The sequence below is a fragment of the Nocardia sp. NPDC127526 genome (genome assembly GCF_042672265.1).
GTDB lineage: Bacteria > Actinomycetota > Actinomycetes > Mycobacteriales > Mycobacteriaceae > Nocardia.
This window is the reverse complement of sequence record NZ_JBHXVO010000004.1, coordinates 324,378-340,647: the sequence shown is the minus strand read 5'-3', so window position 1 is coordinate 340,647 and position 16,270 is coordinate 324,378. Positions and strand designations below refer to the sequence as shown.

Sequence of the window (16,270 nt, the reverse complement as noted above, 5' to 3'; positions counted from 1 at the left end):
GACACGCCAGTGATCCAGGTTACATTGTTGGAGCGCTCCAATTGCGAGAGCACATCATTCGATGGCTTATGACAGGTCTGGGAAGTGCCGATGACCGAACCGCTGCATCCACTGCGTATTGCCGCCGCGCCGATCTCCTGGGGAGTCTGCGAAGTTCCCGGCTGGGGGCACGTCCTCGAACCCGAGGTCGTGCTGGCCGAGATGGCGCGGCTCGGCATTGCCGCGACCGAATTCGGGCCGCCCGGATATCTACCCAGTGATCCCCTCGAACTACAGGCCGCTCTGGGCGCGCACGGCTTGCGGCCGATCGGCGGGTTCCTCGCGCTGGCCATGCATCGCGAACCGGGGCGGGCGTTGCGCACCGCGCGGGAGACCGCGCGGCTGTTCGCCGCCGCCGGGGCCGAGGTGCTCGTACTGGCCGCCGCCACCGGCGAGGACGGGTACGACCAGCGCGAACCGCTCACCGATCACGAGTGGCGGACCCTGCTCGACACCGCCGCCACCGTGCGCGATATCGCCGCCGAGCACGGCCTGCGCACCACCGTGCACCCGCATGTGGGCACCCATGTCGAGACCAAGGCCGAGGTCGCCCGCTTCCTGCTGGGCTCGGATCTGGACCTGTGCCTGGACACCGGGCACCTGGCCATCGGCGGCACCGATCCGGTCGAGCTGGCCCGCAAGTACGCCGGCCGCATCGGGCACATCCACCTCAAGGATGTGCGCCTGGCCCTGGCCGACGAAGTGCGTTCCGGCCGAATGGAATACAGCGAGGCCGTGCGGCGCGGGCTGTACGTGCCGCTGGGCGACGGCGACGTGGACATCGCGGCCCTGGTGCGCACGGTGCACGCGGCCGGATACCGCGGCTGGTACGTGCTCGAGCAGGACACGGCGCTGCGCGCGGGCGAGACCGCGGCCGGGCCGACCGGCGATACGACACGCAGTTTGCGACACCTGGCCCGAATCGGCTCCGAACTCGCCTCCGCGCGGATTTAGTGAAGAGGTGATGACGAAGATGTCCGAACCCACACAATCGCGCTGGAAGCGGTGGCGGCGGCTGACGCCGTGGCTGGCCGTCGCGGCCGTGCTCGCCGCTTGTAGCGGACCCGGGGCCGATACGGCCGGGAATCAGAAGGCGCCCGTCGATGTCGGCGAATTGAAATCGGTAGCCGTGGTGACGCACGGCTCGGCCGGTGACGCCTTCTGGAATGTGGTCAAGAACGGCGCGGAGGCGGCCGGGGAGGATCTGGGCGTGCGCGTGGAATACAACTCCTCCGGCGATCCCGGCCAGCAGGCCAAACTCATCGACAATGCGGTGGCGCAGGGCGTGGACGGCCTGGTCGTGTCCATGGCGAATCCGGACGCGCTGCGCACCTCGGTCGAAAAGGCCGTGGCCGCGGGCATTCCCGTGGTGACCATCAACTCCGGTGAGGGGAAGAGCGTCGCCTTCGGCGCCATCGGCCATGTCGGGCAGAGCGAGAAGCTCGCCGGTGAGGCCGCGGGCAAGCGGCTGAAGGACGAGGGAAAAGCCAAGCTGCTCTGCGTGATTCACGAGGCCGGCAATATCGGCCAGGAGGAGCGCTGTGACGGCGCGACCCAGGGTTTCGGGAATGTGGTGCGGCTGCAGGTCGATATCAACAACCCCACCGATGCGCAGGCCCGCATCAAGGGCGCGCTGGAGACCGATCGCGCCGTCGACGCGGTGCTGACGCTGAATTCGCAGATCGCCGCGCGGGCCGTGGACGCGGTGCGGGAGTCGCGGTCGAACGCCGCGGTCGCCACCTTCGATCTCAATAGCGATGTGGTGACCGCGATCCGGGGCGGGAACCTGCTGTTCGCGGTCGATCAGCAGCAGTACGAGCAGGGCTATCTGCCGGTGGTGCTGCTGAAGCTGTACAAGTCGAACCTCAATACGGTCGGCGGCGGCCGGCCGGTGCAGACGGGTCCCGCCTTCGTGGACAAGAGCAATGTCGATGCCATCGCCGCCCTGGTCGACCAGGGCACCCGGTGATCACGGTCGGGAGTGAATTGAAATGAGTCTTCTCGCAAAACCTTCCGAGACCGCGGTCGCGCCGCCGGAGGGCACGCTGCTGAACCGACTGATCGTGCGGCCCGAACTCGGCGCGCTGCTGGGCGCGCTGGCGGTGTTCGTCTTCTTCTCAATCATCACCGACAGCTTCCTCAGTTCGCTGGGTGTGTCCAACTGGCTCGACGACGCCTCCACGCTCGGCATCATGGCCGTGGCGGTCGCCATGCTCATGATCGGCGGCGAATTCGATCTGTCCGCGGGCGTCATGACCGCGTCCACGGCCCTGATCACGGCCCTGCTGGCGGTGCACTCCGGCTGGAACGTGTGGTTCGCGCTGGGTGTCTCGCTGCTGTTCGCGCTGACCGTCGGCGCGCTCAACGGCTGGGTGGTCATGCGGACCGGATTGCCGAGCTTCATCGTCACCCTCGGCACGTTCCTCGCATTGCAGGGCCTGAACCTCGGTGTGACGCGACTGGTTACGGGCACCGTGCAGGTGTCGGGCATGCGCGGCGCGGGCGGCTACGAGTCCGCGGGCTGGGTGTTCGCCTCCACCACCAATATCGGTGACGCCCGCATCCAGGCGTCGGTGGTGTGGTGGATCGTGCTGACCGCGCTGGCCGCGCTCATCCTGGTGCGCACCCGATTCGGCAACTGGACCTTCGCCGTCGGCGGTTCGCTGCCCAGTGCGCGGGCCGTCGGCGTTCCGGCCGTGCGGACCAAGATCCTGCTGTTCATGGGCACGGCCTTCGCGGGCTGGGTGGTCGGCGCCTGCAATCTGCTGCGCTTCTCCAGCGTGCAGGCCAATCAGGGTGTGGGACTGGAGTTCCAGTACATCATCGCCGCGGTGATCGGCGGCTGCCTGCTCACCGGCGGCTTCGGCTCGGTGGTCGGCGCGGCGCTGGGCGCGCTCATCTTCGGCATGGCCCGGCAGGGCATCGTGTTCGCGGGCTGGGACAGCGACTGGTTCATGCTGTTCCTCGGCGTGCTGCTGCTGTCGGCCGTACTGGTCAACAACGAATTCAAGAAGCGAGCGGAAAGAGTACGCCGATGACTGCCGATCCTTTGATCGAAACCGTCGACATCGGAAAGACTTACGGCGGCGTGATGGCGCTGCGCGATGTGTCCACCGTGGTGAAGGCCGGCGAGGTCACCTGCGTGCTCGGTGACAATGGCGCGGGCAAGTCGACGCTCATCAAGATCCTGGCCGGGGTGCATCAGCACGACAGCGGCGAACTGAAGGTCAATGGCACGGCCGTGCGATTCTCCTCGCCGCGTGAGGCTTTGGATCAGGGCATCGCCACGGTGTACCAGGATCTGGCCGTGGTGCCGCTCATGAGCGTGTGGCGCAATTTCGTGCTCGGCTCCGAACCGGTCAGGAAATACGGGCCGATCGAGCTGCTGGACCGGCGCGAAGCCAAGGAGATCACCGGAAAAGCCCTGGCGGATATGGGAATCGAGATCCGCGATCTCGAGCAGCCGGTCGGCACGCTGTCCGGCGGGCAGCGGCAGTGCGTGGCCATTGCCCGGGCCGTGCACTACGGGGCGAAGGTGCTGATCCTCGACGAGCCCACGGCCGCACTGGGTGTCAAGCAGGCGGGCGTGGTGCTGCGCTATGTGGTCCAGGCCCGGGACCGCGGGCTGGGCGTCGTGCTCATCACGCACAACCCGCATCACGCCTATCCGGTGGGCGATCGGTTCCTGCTGCTCAAACGCGGCGCCCAGCTCGGCAGCTACGAGAAGTCCGAGATCGATCTGCCCGAGCTCACCCGGCAGATGGCCGGCGGGGCCGAACTCGAAGCGCTGCAACACGAATTGGAACGGGTGGTGCAGCCGTGACGACGCTGGACGTGCTGACCGTGGGGCGGGTCGGGGTCGACCTGTACCCGCAGCAGAGCGGAGTATCGCTGGCGGAGGTGCAGACCTTCGCCAAGTTTCTCGGCGGCACGGCCACCAATGTGGCGGTGGCGGCGGCCCGGCTGGGCCGCCGCTCCGCGGTGCTCACCAAGGTCGGCCCGGACGGCTTCGGCGACTTCGTGCGCACGGCCCTGCGCGAGTTCGGGGTTGCGGCGGACTATGTCGGCACCGCGCCGGACCTGCTGACGCCGGTGGTGTTCTGCGAGCTGAGACCGCCCGCGGATCCGCCGCTGCTGTTCTATCGCGCGCCCATCGCACCGGATCTCACCCTCACCGAGGACGAGATTCCCTGGGATGTCGTCGATTCCGTGCCGCTGCTGTGGGTGACCGGGACCGGCGTGAGCGCCGAACCCGGCCGCGGCACCCAGCGCGAGATGCTGCGCCGGCGCGCCCGGAGCGGGCACACCGTGCTCGATCTCGACTACCGGCCCATGTTCTGGCCCGACGCGGAGACCGCCCGCGCCGAGATCGGCTGGATGCTCGACCACGTGAACGTGGTGGTGGGCAACCGCACCGAGGTCCAGATCGCGGTGGGCACCGCCGATCCGGACGAGGCCGCCGACCGGCTGCTGGCGCGCGGGGTGCGGCTGGCCGTGGTCAAACGCGGCGCGGAGGGCGTGCTCATCGCCACCGAGGCCGAACGCTGGACGGTGCCGCCGTGCCCGGTCGAGGTGGTCTGCGGGCTCGGCGCGGGCGACGGTTTCGGCGGCGCGCTGGCCCACGGCCTGCTCTCCGGCTGGGACCCGCACCGGCTCGCCGCCTTCGCCAATGCCGCCGGCGCGCTCGTCGCCTCCCGCCTGGCCTGCGCCGACGCCATGCCCACCGCCGCCGAAATCGAGGAGCTGCTGTGCACCTGACCGACGACCGCTGGAACGAGCTGCTGCGCACCCGCGCCACCGATCCGGAGGCCATCCAGCGCGCCTACGCCGACCGCCGCCGTCGCCCGAACCTGCTGTCGGACAAGGGCACCCTGTTCCTGGTCGCCGCCGATCATCCGGCCCGCGGCGCGCTCGGTGTCGGCGCGGACCGCACCGCCATGGCCGATCGGCGCACGCTGCTGGAGCGGCTGCTCATCGCGCTGGCCAATCCGGCGGTGGACGGCGTGCTCGGGTCCCCGGACATCGTGGAGGAACTGCTGCTGCTCGACGCGGTGCACGACAAGATCGTCATCGGGTCGATGAACCGCGGCGGGCTGGCCGGGGCGGACTGGGAGATCGACGACCGGTTCACCGGGTACGACGCGGAATCCCTGGTCAAATACCGGCTCGACGGCGGCAAAATGCTGCTGCGCCTGGTGGATTCGGATCCGGGCACCATTCCCACCCTGGAAGCCTGCGCCCGCGCCGTCTCCGAACTCGCCGAGCACAACCTGATGGCGATGGTCGAACCGCTGCCCTACGGGCGCGACGAGACCGGCGCGCTGGTCATGCACAAGGACGCCGCCGCCCTGCAACGGGCCATGACGGTGGCCTCCGGGCTCGGCAGTACCTCCGCCTACACCTGGCTGAAAATCCCGGCCCCGCAGGATGCATCGGCCCTGGATGCGACCACGCTGCCGGTACTCCTGCTCGGCGGCGCACCATCCGGCGATCCTGCGGCGGACCTCGCTTCGTGGGGTGCTGCGCTGCGCCACGAGGTGGTGCGCGGATTGGTGGTGGGGCGCACCCTGCTGTACCCACCCGATGGTGACGTGGCGGGTGCGGTCGACGCGGCCGCCCGGGTGCTGGAGGCGGCGGGATGAGTGCAGCACGTGAACAGGAGTCCCGCTCGTCATCCCGGCATGCTTTTGGCCGAGATCTCCGACCGCGTGGTGGATTCCGGCCAAGAGCGCGCCGGACTGACGAGGGGAACGTTCGGTCAGGTGAGAGGGCATCGGCATGAGCAAGCTGCACCGTCCGCACGGAACTCTGGGCAGCGGAAGCGATCCCGTGGTGCTCACGCCCGGCGAGGCAGGCTGGACGTACACCGGATTACTTGTCCTGAACCTGGCCGCGGGCGAGACGCGGACCGTGCGCACCGGCGATTTCGAGGCATTCGTGCTGCCGCTGGCCGGATCGTGCACCTTGTGCGTCGACGGCGAGGTGTTCGAACTGCAAGGGCGCGAATCGGTCTTCACCCGGGTCACCGACTTCGCCTATGTACCACGTGATTCCGATCTGGAGCTGTCCACTGCGAACGGCATCGAGGTCGCGCTGCCCATGGCGCGGTGCACGCGGCGGTTGACTCCGAAATACGGTCCCGCCGAGCAGGTTCCGGTCGAGGTGCGGGGCGCGGGGCGGGCCACGCGGCAGGTCACCAACTTCGGGGTGCCCGGGGTGTGGGACCACGCGGACAAGCTCAATGCCTGTGAGCTCATCACTCCCGACGGCAACTGGTCCTCCTATCCACCGCACAAGCACGACGAGGCGAGCGACTGCGAAGTCGTCAACGAGGAGATCTACTACTTCCGGATCGCTGGGCAGGACGGAATCACGCCGTCGCCCACCGGTTTCGGAATGCATCGCACCTATACCGCCGATGGCACTCTGGATGAGAACGTCGCGGTGCGCGACGGCGATGTGTTCCTGATCCCGCACGGGTATCACGGCCCGTGCATTGCCGCTCCCGGATATCCCATGTACTACCTGAACGTGCTGGCCGGTCCCGCGCCCGAGCGGTCGATGGCCTTCTGCGACGACCCGGCGCACGGCTGGGTGCGATCACGCTGGGCGGACGAGCCGCTGGACCCGCGCTGCCCGGTCACCTCTCATGAAGGACGATTGCTATGAGACTCACGACCGCGCAAGCCTTGGTGGCCTGGCTGGTGGCGCAGCGCTCGGAGACCCTCGACGGGGGCGAAGTTCCGCTGTTCCCCGCGGTTTTCGCCATCTTCGGGCACGGGAACGTGCTGGGGCTGGGCAGTGCGCTCGAGGAGCGCCGCGATGTGATTCCGGTGTGGCGCGGTCACACCGAGGAGGGCATGGCGCTGGCGGCGGTCGGCCTGGCCAAGGCCGCCAACCGGCGGCAGGTGGGCGTGGCGACCTCGTCCATCGGGCCGGGGGCGCTGAACATGGTGACGGCCGCCGGTGTGGCGCATGCCAATCGGCTGCCGCTGCTGCTGCTACCGGGCGACACCTTCGTCAGCCGGGCGCCCGATCCGGTGCTGCAGCAGGTGGAGCATTTCGGCGATCCCACCGCCACCGTGAACGACGCCTTCCGGGCGGTGAGCCGCTACTTCGATCGGATCACCCGGCCCGAACAACTCCTCTCCACCCTGCCGCAGGTCGCGCGGGTGCTCACCGATCCGGCGGACGCGGGACCGGTGACGCTGGCGCTGCCGCAGGACGTGCAGGCCGAGACCTACGACTATCCCGAGGAACTGTTCTGGCCCGTCGTGCACCGCATCCCGCGGCCGCGACCCGATCGCGACAGCGTGGCGGAGGCGGCGGCGGTGCTGCGGCGGGCGCAGCAGCCCCTGCTGCTGCTCGGCGGGGGAGTCCGGTACTCGGGCGCGGGTGAGAAAGCACTGGAATTCGCACAGCGGCACGGCATTCCGGTCACCGAGACCACCGCCGGGCGCACCCTCGTCCCGCACGACCACTCCCTCTACGCTGGACCGCTCGGCATCACCGGCGCGGCCTCGGCCAATACCCTCGCCGCGCAGGCGGATGTGGTGCTGGCCGTCGGCACCCGCCTGCAGGACTTCACCACCGCGTCGTGGACGGTGTTCTCCCCGGACGTTCAGCTCGTGCACATCAATGCCGCGCGCTTCGACGCCGTGAAGCACGGCGCGCTCGCCGTGGTCGGCGATGCCGCCGCGACGCTCGACGACCTCGCACCCCAGCTCACCGACTGGGTGGTGCCGTCGGAATGGACGACCCGGTCCCTGGCGGCGCGCGCGGACTGGGACGCCCATATCGACAAACTGCGCGCACCGACGATCGGCGCACCGACCTATGCCCAGCTCGTCGGTGTCGTCAACGAGCTCAGCGGGCCCACCGATTACGTCATGACCGCCTCGGGCGGCCTGCCCGGTGAACTGATCGGCGGCTGGCGTGCGACCGGCGGTCAGCCCACCATGGATGTCGAATACGGGTTCTCCTGCATGGGATACGAACTCGCCGGAGCCTGGGGCGCGTCCATGGCGCACTCGCACGGCCTGGTGACCACCATGCTCGGCGACGGCTCCTACCTCATGCTCAACTCCGAGCTGTTCTCCGCCGCCTTCGCCGGCCACCCCATGGTGGCGGTGGTCTGCGACAACGACGGCTACGCCGTCATCGCCCGCCTGCAGGAAGGTCAGGGCGCCGCGCCGTACAACAACTTCTACGCCAACTGCCGCACCAACCATTCGGTGCCGCCGCCGCGGGTCGACTTCGCCATGCACGCCTATGCGATGGGCTGCCTGGCGTTCACCGCCACCGATCTGAAGCAGTTCCGCGAGGCCTATGCCCGCGCGCGCACCGCCACCACCATGGAACGGCGTCCCGCCGTGGTCGTGGTCCGCACCCAGCCGGCGGCCTGGACCGAGGCCGGAGCCTGGTGGGAGGTCGGCGTGCCCGAACACCTCTCGGGCCGCGAAGCCTACGACGCCACCAAACCGGGCCAGCTCCGCTACGCCCGTCCGCCCAGCTGAGCGATCCGATTATGGATGAGCGGTCTCACGCAAGGCCGCCAGCGCCTCCTGGCGCAGCCGTGCGACCTGCTCATCGAAGAAGGAATGACCCGACGGTGACCGGTACCGCCGTGCCCGCTTCCCGGGTAGTGCGCTCACCTCGGCGCGTGCCGAGTGGAATTCTGTTCGATCGTTCGACATCATCGTCGGCCTCCCGGCTTCGGTACGACTCCCACGGCTCGCTGTGGCGGAGTACCCCGAAACGCCCCGGGCGAATCCCTGCTGTGGCGTGTCCGGCTAACCGCCGATTCCCTGGGCGAATCCGCCGTCCACCGCGAGCTCGACGCCGGTGGTGAAAGTCGCCGTGGCCGCGAGGTAGATCGCCGCGTCGGCGACCTCCTGCATGGTGCCGGGCCGGCCCATCGGGGTCGTGGACTCGCCCTCGCGAATGAATTCCGCGCGCTCCTGCTCGGTGAGCTGGGCGACGCCCATGCTCGGGGTCAGGATGAAGCCGGGTGCGACGGCATTGACGCGGATATTGCGGGGGAGGAGTTCGGCGGCCAGGACCCTGGCGAACGCGCGCACGGCTTCCTTGGCCGCCGAGTACGCGCTCAGGCCCGGGAAGATCCGGTCGTTGGAGACCGTGGTGAACACGATCCCGCCGCCGTCGCGGAGCAGCGGGGCCAGGCGCTGCACGGTGAAGAACGCGCCCTTGGCATTGATGTCGAAGATGCGGTCCCAATGGTCTTCGGTGGCCTCGTCCAGGGTCTGGAATTCGGCGATGCCGTGGTTCACGAACAGGTAGTCGATGTGCCCGAGCCGCTGTTCGGCCGTTATGCCCAGGGCGTCGATTTCGGCGCGCACGGCCGCGTCGGAACGCACCACATGGGCTGCGGGCGAATCGAGTTCGTCCCGCGCTTGCTGGACGCGTTCCGAATTCCGCCCGGTGAGCAATACTTCGGCGCCGCCCGCCAGCAAGGTTTCCGCTATGGCGCGGCCCATGCCGTGCGTGCCGCCGGTGACCACCGCCGTGCGGCCCTGGAATGCGGGGAATGAATCGTGGGTCTCTGCTTTGTTTTCCGTCATGCCGACGACGCTAAAGTTTCACATCGGCGTGAAGGTCAACCACGAGAGGCGGAGATCACATGCGCATCGGAGAACTCGCGCGCCGCACCGGAATGAGCACCCGCGCGCTGCGCTACTACGAGGAGCAGGGGCTGCTGCGGCCGGCCCGGCGCGCCAGCGGGTACCGGGAATTCGCCGAATCGGATGTGGAATCGGTTCGGCGCGTTCGCATTCTGCTGGCGGCCGGATTGCCGACGCGGATCATCGCCGAGGTGCTGCCGTGCATGGTGGAGTCCGGGCGGTACCTCGCGCCGGCCTGTGATGAGATGGCGCGGGATCTGCGCGCCGAGCTCGAGCGCATGAACCGGGAGATCGACGAGCGGCGGGCGGCCCGCTCGATTCTGGAGGAGATTCTCGCTGCCGAGGCGCGCGACGCGGCGGTCGGCGCGGGGCGGAGCGGGATCGCGGTGGCCTGATCTCGCCGCGCCGTGCAAACCACGCATACCGGCAGATGGGTGACCCGGGCGGCGATTATGTGGCAGACTCGGCGCAAACACGCGGACGGTCGATCGGAGCCGGACGTGGTCGGGTGTAGCGGGAGTTTGAAGGTCGCAATGGATCTCAGCGCCATCGAGCGCCAGGTGGTGGAGGATCGCGGGGCCGCGCGGGATCGTTCGGCCGAGGCGGAGCTGCGGCTGGCCGGCTCATTGTGTGAGCTCGCCAAGGCGCTCATGGCCACCAAAGAGGATCCTTCGCAACGGGATCGGTCGCCCTCGGCGCTGGAACCGGCGCAGGAAGCGGTGTTGTTGCGGCTGCGCTGGCTGACCGCCGGGCATGTGGACGCCATCTTCGCCAATGAGGTGCAGGAGGCGCTGCGGCTGTTCGAGCAGGCGGCGCGCACCATCGGGCATCGCGAGCTGGCGACCTCGACCATTCGCAATGCGTGCCAGGCGTATCGGCATGTGGCGCACACCTATCCCAATGCCGCGGCGGTGTGCGCGCAGGGGCTGGCCAAATGCGGTGTGTGGCTGATCCGGCTCGATCCCAAGGCCGCCGTCGCCGCCAGCGAGGACGCGGTGCGCATTCGCGCCTCGCTGTTCGCCGCCGATCCGGAACAGGCCAATCGGTATCTCTCCAGCCTGAATACGCTGCTGCGCACCCTCATGGTCGGGCGGCAGCGCAAGCAGGCGGTCGCCATGTACCGGGAGCGGTATGCGGCGGTCACCTCGCCGGCCATGACGCAGCGGCTGCGTGAGATCAAGATCGAGGATCTCGGGCTCACCAGCAAGACCACCACGGCGTTGGGCAAACTGGAAGTTCAGACCCTCGAACGCGCGGGATACCTGACGCAGCAGCAGATCCTGTATCAGACCTCCGGTGACCTCTCGACCATCGAGGAGATCAACTGGCAGCTGGCGCTGGTCGGTCTCAAGCCCCTGGCCGCCGGGGCCATGCCCGATCAGCCGTCGAAACCGGTGGAGATCAACAACTCCTTCGGCGCGCTGTGCGTGCGCAGCTCCTCGCGCAATGCCGTCACCCTGGTGCGCGCGGCCGTGCTCGCCGCCTATGTGGCCGACGGCGCGGAGCCGGTGCCCAGCTCGGCCTATCTCGGCGTCGACGAAAAGCACTGGAGCACGCCGGATCCCGAGGCGAATACCGCCGAACGGCTCGGCGAGGACGTGGTGCTCATCGAAAAGGTCTCCGAGCACTGGGTTTCGGTGAAGAGCCTGAACTGGGAGGTCGCGCCGATCGGCAGACACCCACTGGCGCTGCGGCTTTCCCAGGAATGGCCGGTGGTGAGCGTGACCACCACCGAGAACATGTCCTACGAGCTGTGCTGGTACGACGGCGGTTCGGCCACCCACTACGCGGCGCTGGGCCTGCCGGCCGGGCAGATCCCCCTGGAGAAGCCGCTCGCGCCCCTGGACTTCAAGGCCCTCGCCGAATACGGCGCGGACTACGCCTCCGAGACCCAGGTGCGCGCCGCCTTCGGCAATACGCCCATGTTCGCCAAGCTCACCGGACTCCCGGCCAGTGGCATCCGGCAGGCCGCCGAGGCCGGGCCGCTGGCCCAGCACGGGTCCAATATTCTGTACTTCCGGGCTGGCAACGGGTAGTCCCGGCCAGCGGGACCGTAACAATCTGCTCAGTTTTCGATCTTCGATAGCAGTGATCTGAATCACTCATGACCGCTACCCTGTTCTCACCCGGCTGATCGTGGCGTTGTAGGCCTACCGGTCACGCGAGATGCCGTGGGCAGAAAGGCGTCTCGATCATGAGTTCCACCTCGGCAGCCGTCCGTCCCTCCGATGCAGCGCCCACACTGCTCACGGGGCTGTGGCGGCGCAAGCTCCCGCACTATCCGGAGACTCCGGCGCGGTCCTGGTACCTGTTCATCGTGGTGGTCGTGTCGATCGCCCAGTACTACCAGCTGTTCGTCGCCGGCGCGGTGGGCAATGAACTCATCGCCTACTTCGACCTGACCTTCCGGTACTTCGTCGGCATCTTCATCGCCGGGTCGGCCTTCGGCGCGGCGGCCTCGGTGGCGGCCGGGCTGCTGGATCGGTACGGGCGGGCCAATATCGTCGCCTACGGCACGGTCATCGTCTCGCTGCTCACGCTGTTCGCGGTGCCGCAGACCACCACCAAGGAAGCGTTCCTGGTCGTCTACTGCCTGATCAGCATTGTCGAGGGCGCGGTGCTGGTGGCGACGCCCGCCATCGTGCGCGACTTCTCACCGCAGCTGGGCCGCGCCTCGGCCATGGGGTTCTGGACGCTGGGCCCGGTGCTCGGCGCGCTGGTGACCACCGAGATCTCCTCGGCGACCCTGGCCGACCATCCCGATTGGCAGTACCACTACCGGTTGTGCGGCGTCATCTGCGTCGCCATCTCCATTCTCGGACTGCTCGGACTGCGGGAGCTCAGTCCCGCGCTGCGCGACCAGATCATGGTGTCGCTGCGGGACAAGGCGCTGGTGGAGGCGCGGGCGCGCGGGCTGGATGTCACCGCGCTGGAACGCCATCAGTGGAAGCAGATGCTGAAGTTCAATATCATCGGCTCGGCCCTCGCGATCTCGATCTTCCTGGCGTTCTTCTACACCATCGTGTCGTTCCTGCCGGTGTACATGGCGACCAACTTCGGATTCACCGCGGCGCAGGCCAATGCCATGGGCAACTGGTACTGGATCTCCAATGCCGCGGCGCTGGTGCTGACCGGAATCGTCTCCGACTACCTGAAGGTCCGCAAACCGTTCATGATCTTCGGCGCGGTGCTGAGCATCATCGGGGTGTACATCTTCCTCGGCTACACCGACCGGCCGGGGACCGACTACTACACGTTCGCAATCGTGTTGAGCTTCATCGCAATCGGCACCGGTATCGCCTACTCGTGCTGGATGGCCAGCTTCACCGAGACGGTCGAGGAACGCAATCCGGCGGCGACGGCGGTCGGGCTCGCGGTATGGGGCGGCACCCTGCGCACGGTCGTCACCTTCGTGCTGTTCGGCTTGCTCATCGTGGTGACCGCGGCGGGCACGCTGGTGAACTACGGGCCCAAGCTGCAAGAGATTTCGAGCAAATACCACTCGGAGATCGCCACCATTCAAAAGGTGGGAACCGAGACCATGGCGAAACTGGGCGAGAACCCGAACGATCAGGACGCCCAGGTCGCCGCGCTGACCAAGCTGAGCGGCGCCGCCGAGGCCGACATCAGAACCGCGGTGAGCCTGAATTCCCGCTTCCCACAAGAACTCGCGACCCTGCAAGCGGTGGACACCAGCGTCCTCACCAAGGTGGTCGTCAACCCCGACGATCAGGAAGCTCTCGCCACCGCGGTCGGCCAGATCGCGCGGAAGTTCAATATCCCCGCCGATCAGGCCGCGGCTCGATTGCAGGCGGCACAACAGGTTCCGGTCAATGAACTGGCCGTGGCCTCCCAGGTGAGCGCCCCCCTCACCAAGGCCACCGCGGAACTTCAGGCGGTCAGCAATATTCCCGCCGAGGACCGCGAGTACCTCTCCGCGCACGGCGAAGAGGTAGTCCAGGCCCGCGAGGATTCCGCCGACCAGTGGAAAACCTGGTGGTGGATCTGCCTGGTGGCCCAGATCGCCTTCCTCCCCTTCGTCTTCTTCATGTCCGGCTACTGGAGCCCGAAGAAGGCCGAGGAGGCCGCGGCCGCCCACGACGCGGCCGTCGACCGCGAACTGTCCGCCATGGCGGCCGAACCCCAACCGGCCCGGTGACAGACGGCTGGGACGTGGTCGGCTACTCGGCAGCAGCGCGAGCGCCGACCCACCACTCGGTGGAATCGCACAGCGCAAGGCACAGGTGAAGGGCCGGGATCACGATGAAGATCGATACTTGGGCCGTGCCCGGCAATACGCATACGCTGCCCAGGGCGATCAGCAGAACGATGACGTCCGCCGTGACTACGAGAGACCGTCCTGCCCGTCGGCGAGTGAACAGCAGGGCCGCTCCCGCCACGAACAGGTTCGGCACCATCGCCATCGGCCACAGGACGATGAGACCGATCAAGAACTCGGCGTAGGCCCCACTGTCGGAGCCCGGTTCCAGCCCCGCCAGAATCCAGCGAAACACCCAACCGAAGAACAGGCCCTGTAGTAGGGCAGTGGCTCCCGTCGTGATCGCAATGGCTCCGGAGAATCTCGATGGGCCGTCGATCGGCCGATTGCTGGGAGGTGCCATTAGGGGCTCTCGGTGGTCGCATAGCGGAAATGCTGTGGCTGGCCGGGTTTCACGGCCGGTCCTCGGTGTCCTCGGTGTCCTCGGCGAGGAAGGCCTCGACGGCGTCCTCACCGCCGGCGGTCCCATCCCCGCTCAATCGTTCCCCGAGCACCGGTGCCGAGTGCTCGAGCCAGGGGGGCGCGCTGCCGTCCTCGGGCAGCAAGGCGTGGCGTTCGGCGAACCGTTCGGCCAGCTCGCGCATGGACTCGCGCAGCGCGCCGAGCACGACGCCCTCGGCGATGCCGGTGAGCTCTTCCAGGAGGGCGCGCACTTGTTGCAGTTGGTCGGAATCATTGGCCCCCTGCTGGATTCGCGGCCACAGGTTGGCCTCGAATGCTTGCGCGAAATCGTCGGCGATCGCATCGGTGTGCCCGCGCAGTCGGGCGAACTGATCCAGCACCTCGACGGCGGAGATCCCGAACTCGGTCACCCGCATCCCGCTGGACAGGGCCCACCGCCGCGTCTGCGGCCGCCCCCGCTGCCACCGGATCAAGCCAACCTTGGTCGCCTTGCGTAGCAGGGTGGGCCGCAGGTCCCGGGCTTTGATGATCTTCCGAATATCGGTCAGCCCCAAAGGAACCCAATCCTCCGGGCCGCCCGGCAATTCCAGGAGATCCGCGACGCTCGCCCCCTGCGCACGCGCCGCGAGCAGGGCCGCGATCGAGTTCAGTGAGAACCCGCGCTCCTGCAATCGCTGCACCAACTCCAACCGTTCCAGATGCGAACGGTCGTACCGAACCCCACGGCCCACCCGCCGCGGCGGATGCAGCAGTCCCCTCGTCTGATACATCCGCACGGTGCTGGTCGGGACCCCGACTCGCGAGGCGAGGTCCTCGACCGTGAACTCATCGCTGGGCATGGCCACAAGCATGCGACCGATTACTCTTCGAGTCAAGACTATTCGAGTAATCGCTAGAATTATCGTGGCCGACCGTGGCGTCCGAAAAGGAGCGAATCAACGAACCAGCAGCTCCCGCAGGGCGCGCACGACCTCGGCAGGCGCTTCCTCGGCCATGAAGTGACCGCAAGTGAGCAGCCTGTGATCCAGATCCGGAGCCCACTTGCGCCACAACCCCTCGGCATCGAACCCGAGCGCGGACCCCCAATCCTGTTGCAGCACGGTCACCGGCATCCGCAGCGTGTTCCCGGCCTCCCGGTCCGCCAGATCGTGCGCGATATCGGCATGCGCCGAAGCCCGGAAGTCGGCCACGATGGATGGAATCGCCGCCCGGGACGCGGCCAGATACGCCGCACGAACCTCAGCCGGAACAGCCTGCGGATTCTTCCCCCAGATATCGAGAAAGTGCCCGAAGAACGCATCGGGACTCCCGGCGATGAGCTGCTCGGGCAGCCCCTCCGGCTGGGCCATGAGGTACAGGTGGAAGGCGATCGCGCCATCGACCCCGTGCAGCACGTCCCAGGTCTCGACGGTGGGCATCCCATCCAGGCTGGCCAGATGCGTGATCACATCCGGATGGTCGAGCCCGGCCCGAATGGCCACCAGCGCCCCCCGATCGTGCCCGGCCAACGCGAACCGGTCGAAACCGAAAGCCCTTGCCAGAGCAACGATGTCATTCCCCATGGTCCGCTTCGAATACGTCTCGCCATCGACGGCGACCGGCTTGTCACTGTCGCCGTACCCGCGCAGATCCGGCACCAGCACCGTGTGATCGGCGGCGATATCCACGGCGACATGCCGCCACATGAGATGCGTCTGCGGAAAGCCGTGCAACAGCACGATCGGACTGCCGGAACCGGCGACGGCAACGCTGAGCGCGACACCGTCCGCGACGGTCACACGCTGATAGTCGAAACCGGGGATACGCGAGGTCATGAGTGTCCTTCCAGGTGTTTTCACTGACGAGAACGAGGCTGGACCACCCCACTGAGCAACCGATCAGCAGCGACTGAGCGTCATGGATCACGGTT

The 16,270-nt window shown here is 67.9% G+C and carries 15 protein-coding genes; 11 read left to right on the top strand and 4 right to left on the bottom strand.

Going from position 1 to position 16,270, the window contains the following annotated elements:
- The first annotated feature begins 90 nt into the window (after positions 1-90).
- The 8 genes from ACFVIV_RS10440 (at position 91) to iolD (ending at position 8,555) form a co-directional block, all read left to right on the top strand.
- Positions 91-993, top strand: a complete 903-nt coding sequence (locus tag ACFVIV_RS10440; protein WP_379194676.1) for a TIM barrel protein — start codon at positions 91-93, stop codon at positions 991-993.
- Positions 994-1,012: 19 nt separating this feature from the next.
- Positions 1,013-2,008, top strand: a complete 996-nt coding sequence (locus ACFVIV_RS10435) for a sugar ABC transporter substrate-binding protein (RefSeq protein ID WP_379194674.1) — start codon at positions 1,013-1,015, stop codon at positions 2,006-2,008.
- A gap of 22 nt (positions 2,009-2,030) precedes the next feature.
- Positions 2,031-3,077, top strand: a complete 1,047-nt coding sequence (locus ACFVIV_RS10430) for an ABC transporter permease (protein WP_379194672.1) — start codon at positions 2,031-2,033, stop codon at positions 3,075-3,077.
- A complete protein-coding gene (locus ACFVIV_RS10425) occupies positions 3,074-3,862 on the top strand; it encodes an ATP-binding cassette domain-containing protein (protein ID WP_379194670.1) in 789 nt (262 codons plus the stop codon). The genes ACFVIV_RS10430 and ACFVIV_RS10425 overlap by 4 nt, the downstream gene beginning before the upstream one ends.
- Positions 3,859-4,797: a 5-dehydro-2-deoxygluconokinase gene (iolC, locus tag ACFVIV_RS10420; RefSeq protein ID WP_379194668.1), complete on the top strand. Its 939-nt coding sequence runs from the start codon at positions 3,859-3,861 to the stop codon at positions 4,795-4,797. The genes ACFVIV_RS10425 and iolC overlap by 4 nt, the downstream gene beginning before the upstream one ends.
- Positions 4,788-5,681 carry an aldolase gene (locus ACFVIV_RS10415; protein ID WP_379194666.1) on the top strand — a complete coding sequence of 298 codons (894 nt, stop codon included), beginning with the start codon at positions 4,788-4,790 and terminating at the stop codon, positions 5,679-5,681. The genes iolC and ACFVIV_RS10415 overlap by 10 nt, the downstream gene beginning before the upstream one ends.
- Positions 5,682-5,817: 136 nt before the next feature.
- Entirely contained in the window at positions 5,818-6,708 is an 891-nt protein-coding gene (iolB, locus tag ACFVIV_RS10410; RefSeq protein WP_379194664.1) for a 5-deoxy-glucuronate isomerase, read from the top strand.
- Positions 6,705-8,555: a 3D-(3,5/4)-trihydroxycyclohexane-1,2-dione acylhydrolase (decyclizing) gene (iolD, locus tag ACFVIV_RS10405; protein ID WP_379194662.1), complete on the top strand. Its 1,851-nt coding sequence runs from the start codon at positions 6,705-6,707 to the stop codon at positions 8,553-8,555. Before iolB ends, iolD begins: the two co-directional genes overlap by 4 nt.
- A 276-nt stretch (positions 8,556-8,831) precedes the next feature.
- Here the strand turns inward: iolD and ACFVIV_RS10400 are convergent, their stop codons facing one another.
- Entirely contained in the window at positions 8,832-9,620 is a 789-nt protein-coding gene (locus ACFVIV_RS10400) for an SDR family NAD(P)-dependent oxidoreductase (protein ID WP_379194660.1), read from the bottom strand.
- A 59-nt stretch (positions 9,621-9,679) separates the two neighbouring features.
- Between ACFVIV_RS10400 and ACFVIV_RS10395 the strand changes: the two genes are divergently transcribed.
- The 3 genes from ACFVIV_RS10395 to ACFVIV_RS10385 all read left to right on the top strand — a co-directional run bounded on the left by ACFVIV_RS10395 (position 9,680) and on the right by ACFVIV_RS10385 (position 13,839).
- Positions 9,680-10,075: a MerR family transcriptional regulator gene (locus ACFVIV_RS10395; protein ID WP_379194658.1), complete on the top strand. Its 396-nt coding sequence runs from the start codon at positions 9,680-9,682 to the stop codon at positions 10,073-10,075.
- A gap of 138 nt (positions 10,076-10,213) precedes the next feature.
- The gene (locus ACFVIV_RS10390; RefSeq protein ID WP_379194656.1) at positions 10,214-11,716 is read left to right on the top strand and encodes a hypothetical protein; all 1,503 of its coding nucleotides are present in this window, start codon (positions 10,214-10,216) and stop codon (positions 11,714-11,716) included.
- Between the two features lie 158 nt (positions 11,717-11,874).
- Positions 11,875-13,839, top strand: a complete 1,965-nt coding sequence (locus tag ACFVIV_RS10385; RefSeq protein WP_379194654.1) for an MFS transporter — start codon at positions 11,875-11,877, stop codon at positions 13,837-13,839.
- A gap of 22 nt (positions 13,840-13,861) precedes the next feature.
- Here ACFVIV_RS10385 and ACFVIV_RS10380 read toward each other — a convergent pair whose 3' ends face one another.
- The 3 genes from ACFVIV_RS10380 to ACFVIV_RS10370 form a co-directional block, all read right to left on the bottom strand.
- Entirely contained in the window at positions 13,862-14,194 is a 333-nt protein-coding gene (locus ACFVIV_RS10380; protein ID WP_379194652.1) for a hypothetical protein, read from the bottom strand.
- A gap of 157 nt (positions 14,195-14,351) precedes the next feature.
- Positions 14,352-15,200, bottom strand: coding sequence for a MerR family transcriptional regulator (locus ACFVIV_RS10375; protein ID WP_379194650.1), 849 nt, complete (start codon positions 15,198-15,200; stop codon positions 14,352-14,354).
- A gap of 96 nt (positions 15,201-15,296) precedes the next feature.
- Positions 15,297-16,175, bottom strand: coding sequence for an alpha/beta fold hydrolase (locus ACFVIV_RS10370; RefSeq protein ID WP_379194648.1), 879 nt, complete (start codon positions 16,173-16,175; stop codon positions 15,297-15,299).
- Positions 16,176-16,270: the final 95 nt, after the last annotated feature.

Bases quoted from the DNA above. Each gene is read 5' to 3' on its own strand.
- iolB (WP_379194664.1), top strand. From the start codon at position 5,818: ATGAGCAAGCTGCACCGTCCGCACGGAACTCTGGGCAGCGGAAGCGAT.
- ACFVIV_RS10375 (WP_379194650.1), bottom strand. From the start codon at position 15,200: ATGCCCAGCGATGAGTTCACGGTCGAGGACCTCGCCTCGCGAGTCGGG.
- ACFVIV_RS10385 (WP_379194654.1), top strand. From the start codon at position 11,875: ATGAGTTCCACCTCGGCAGCCGTCCGTCCCTCCGATGCAGCGCCCACA.
- iolD (WP_379194662.1), top strand. From the start codon at position 6,705: ATGAGACTCACGACCGCGCAAGCCTTGGTGGCCTGGCTGGTGGCGCAG.
- ACFVIV_RS10440 (WP_379194676.1), top strand. From the start codon at position 91: ATGACCGAACCGCTGCATCCACTGCGTATTGCCGCCGCGCCGATCTCC.
- ACFVIV_RS10400 (WP_379194660.1), bottom strand. From the start codon at position 9,620: ATGACGGAAAACAAAGCAGAGACCCACGATTCATTCCCCGCATTCCAG.
- ACFVIV_RS10390 (WP_379194656.1), top strand. From the start codon at position 10,214: ATGGATCTCAGCGCCATCGAGCGCCAGGTGGTGGAGGATCGCGGGGCC.
- ACFVIV_RS10435 (WP_379194674.1), top strand. From the start codon at position 1,013: ATGTCCGAACCCACACAATCGCGCTGGAAGCGGTGGCGGCGGCTGACG.
- ACFVIV_RS10395 (WP_379194658.1), top strand. From the start codon at position 9,680: ATGCGCATCGGAGAACTCGCGCGCCGCACCGGAATGAGCACCCGCGCG.
- ACFVIV_RS10370 (WP_379194648.1), bottom strand. From the start codon at position 16,175: ATGACCTCGCGTATCCCCGGTTTCGACTATCAGCGTGTGACCGTCGCG.
- ACFVIV_RS10430 (WP_379194672.1), top strand. From the start codon at position 2,031: ATGAGTCTTCTCGCAAAACCTTCCGAGACCGCGGTCGCGCCGCCGGAG.
- ACFVIV_RS10425 (WP_379194670.1), top strand. From the start codon at position 3,074: ATGACTGCCGATCCTTTGATCGAAACCGTCGACATCGGAAAGACTTAC.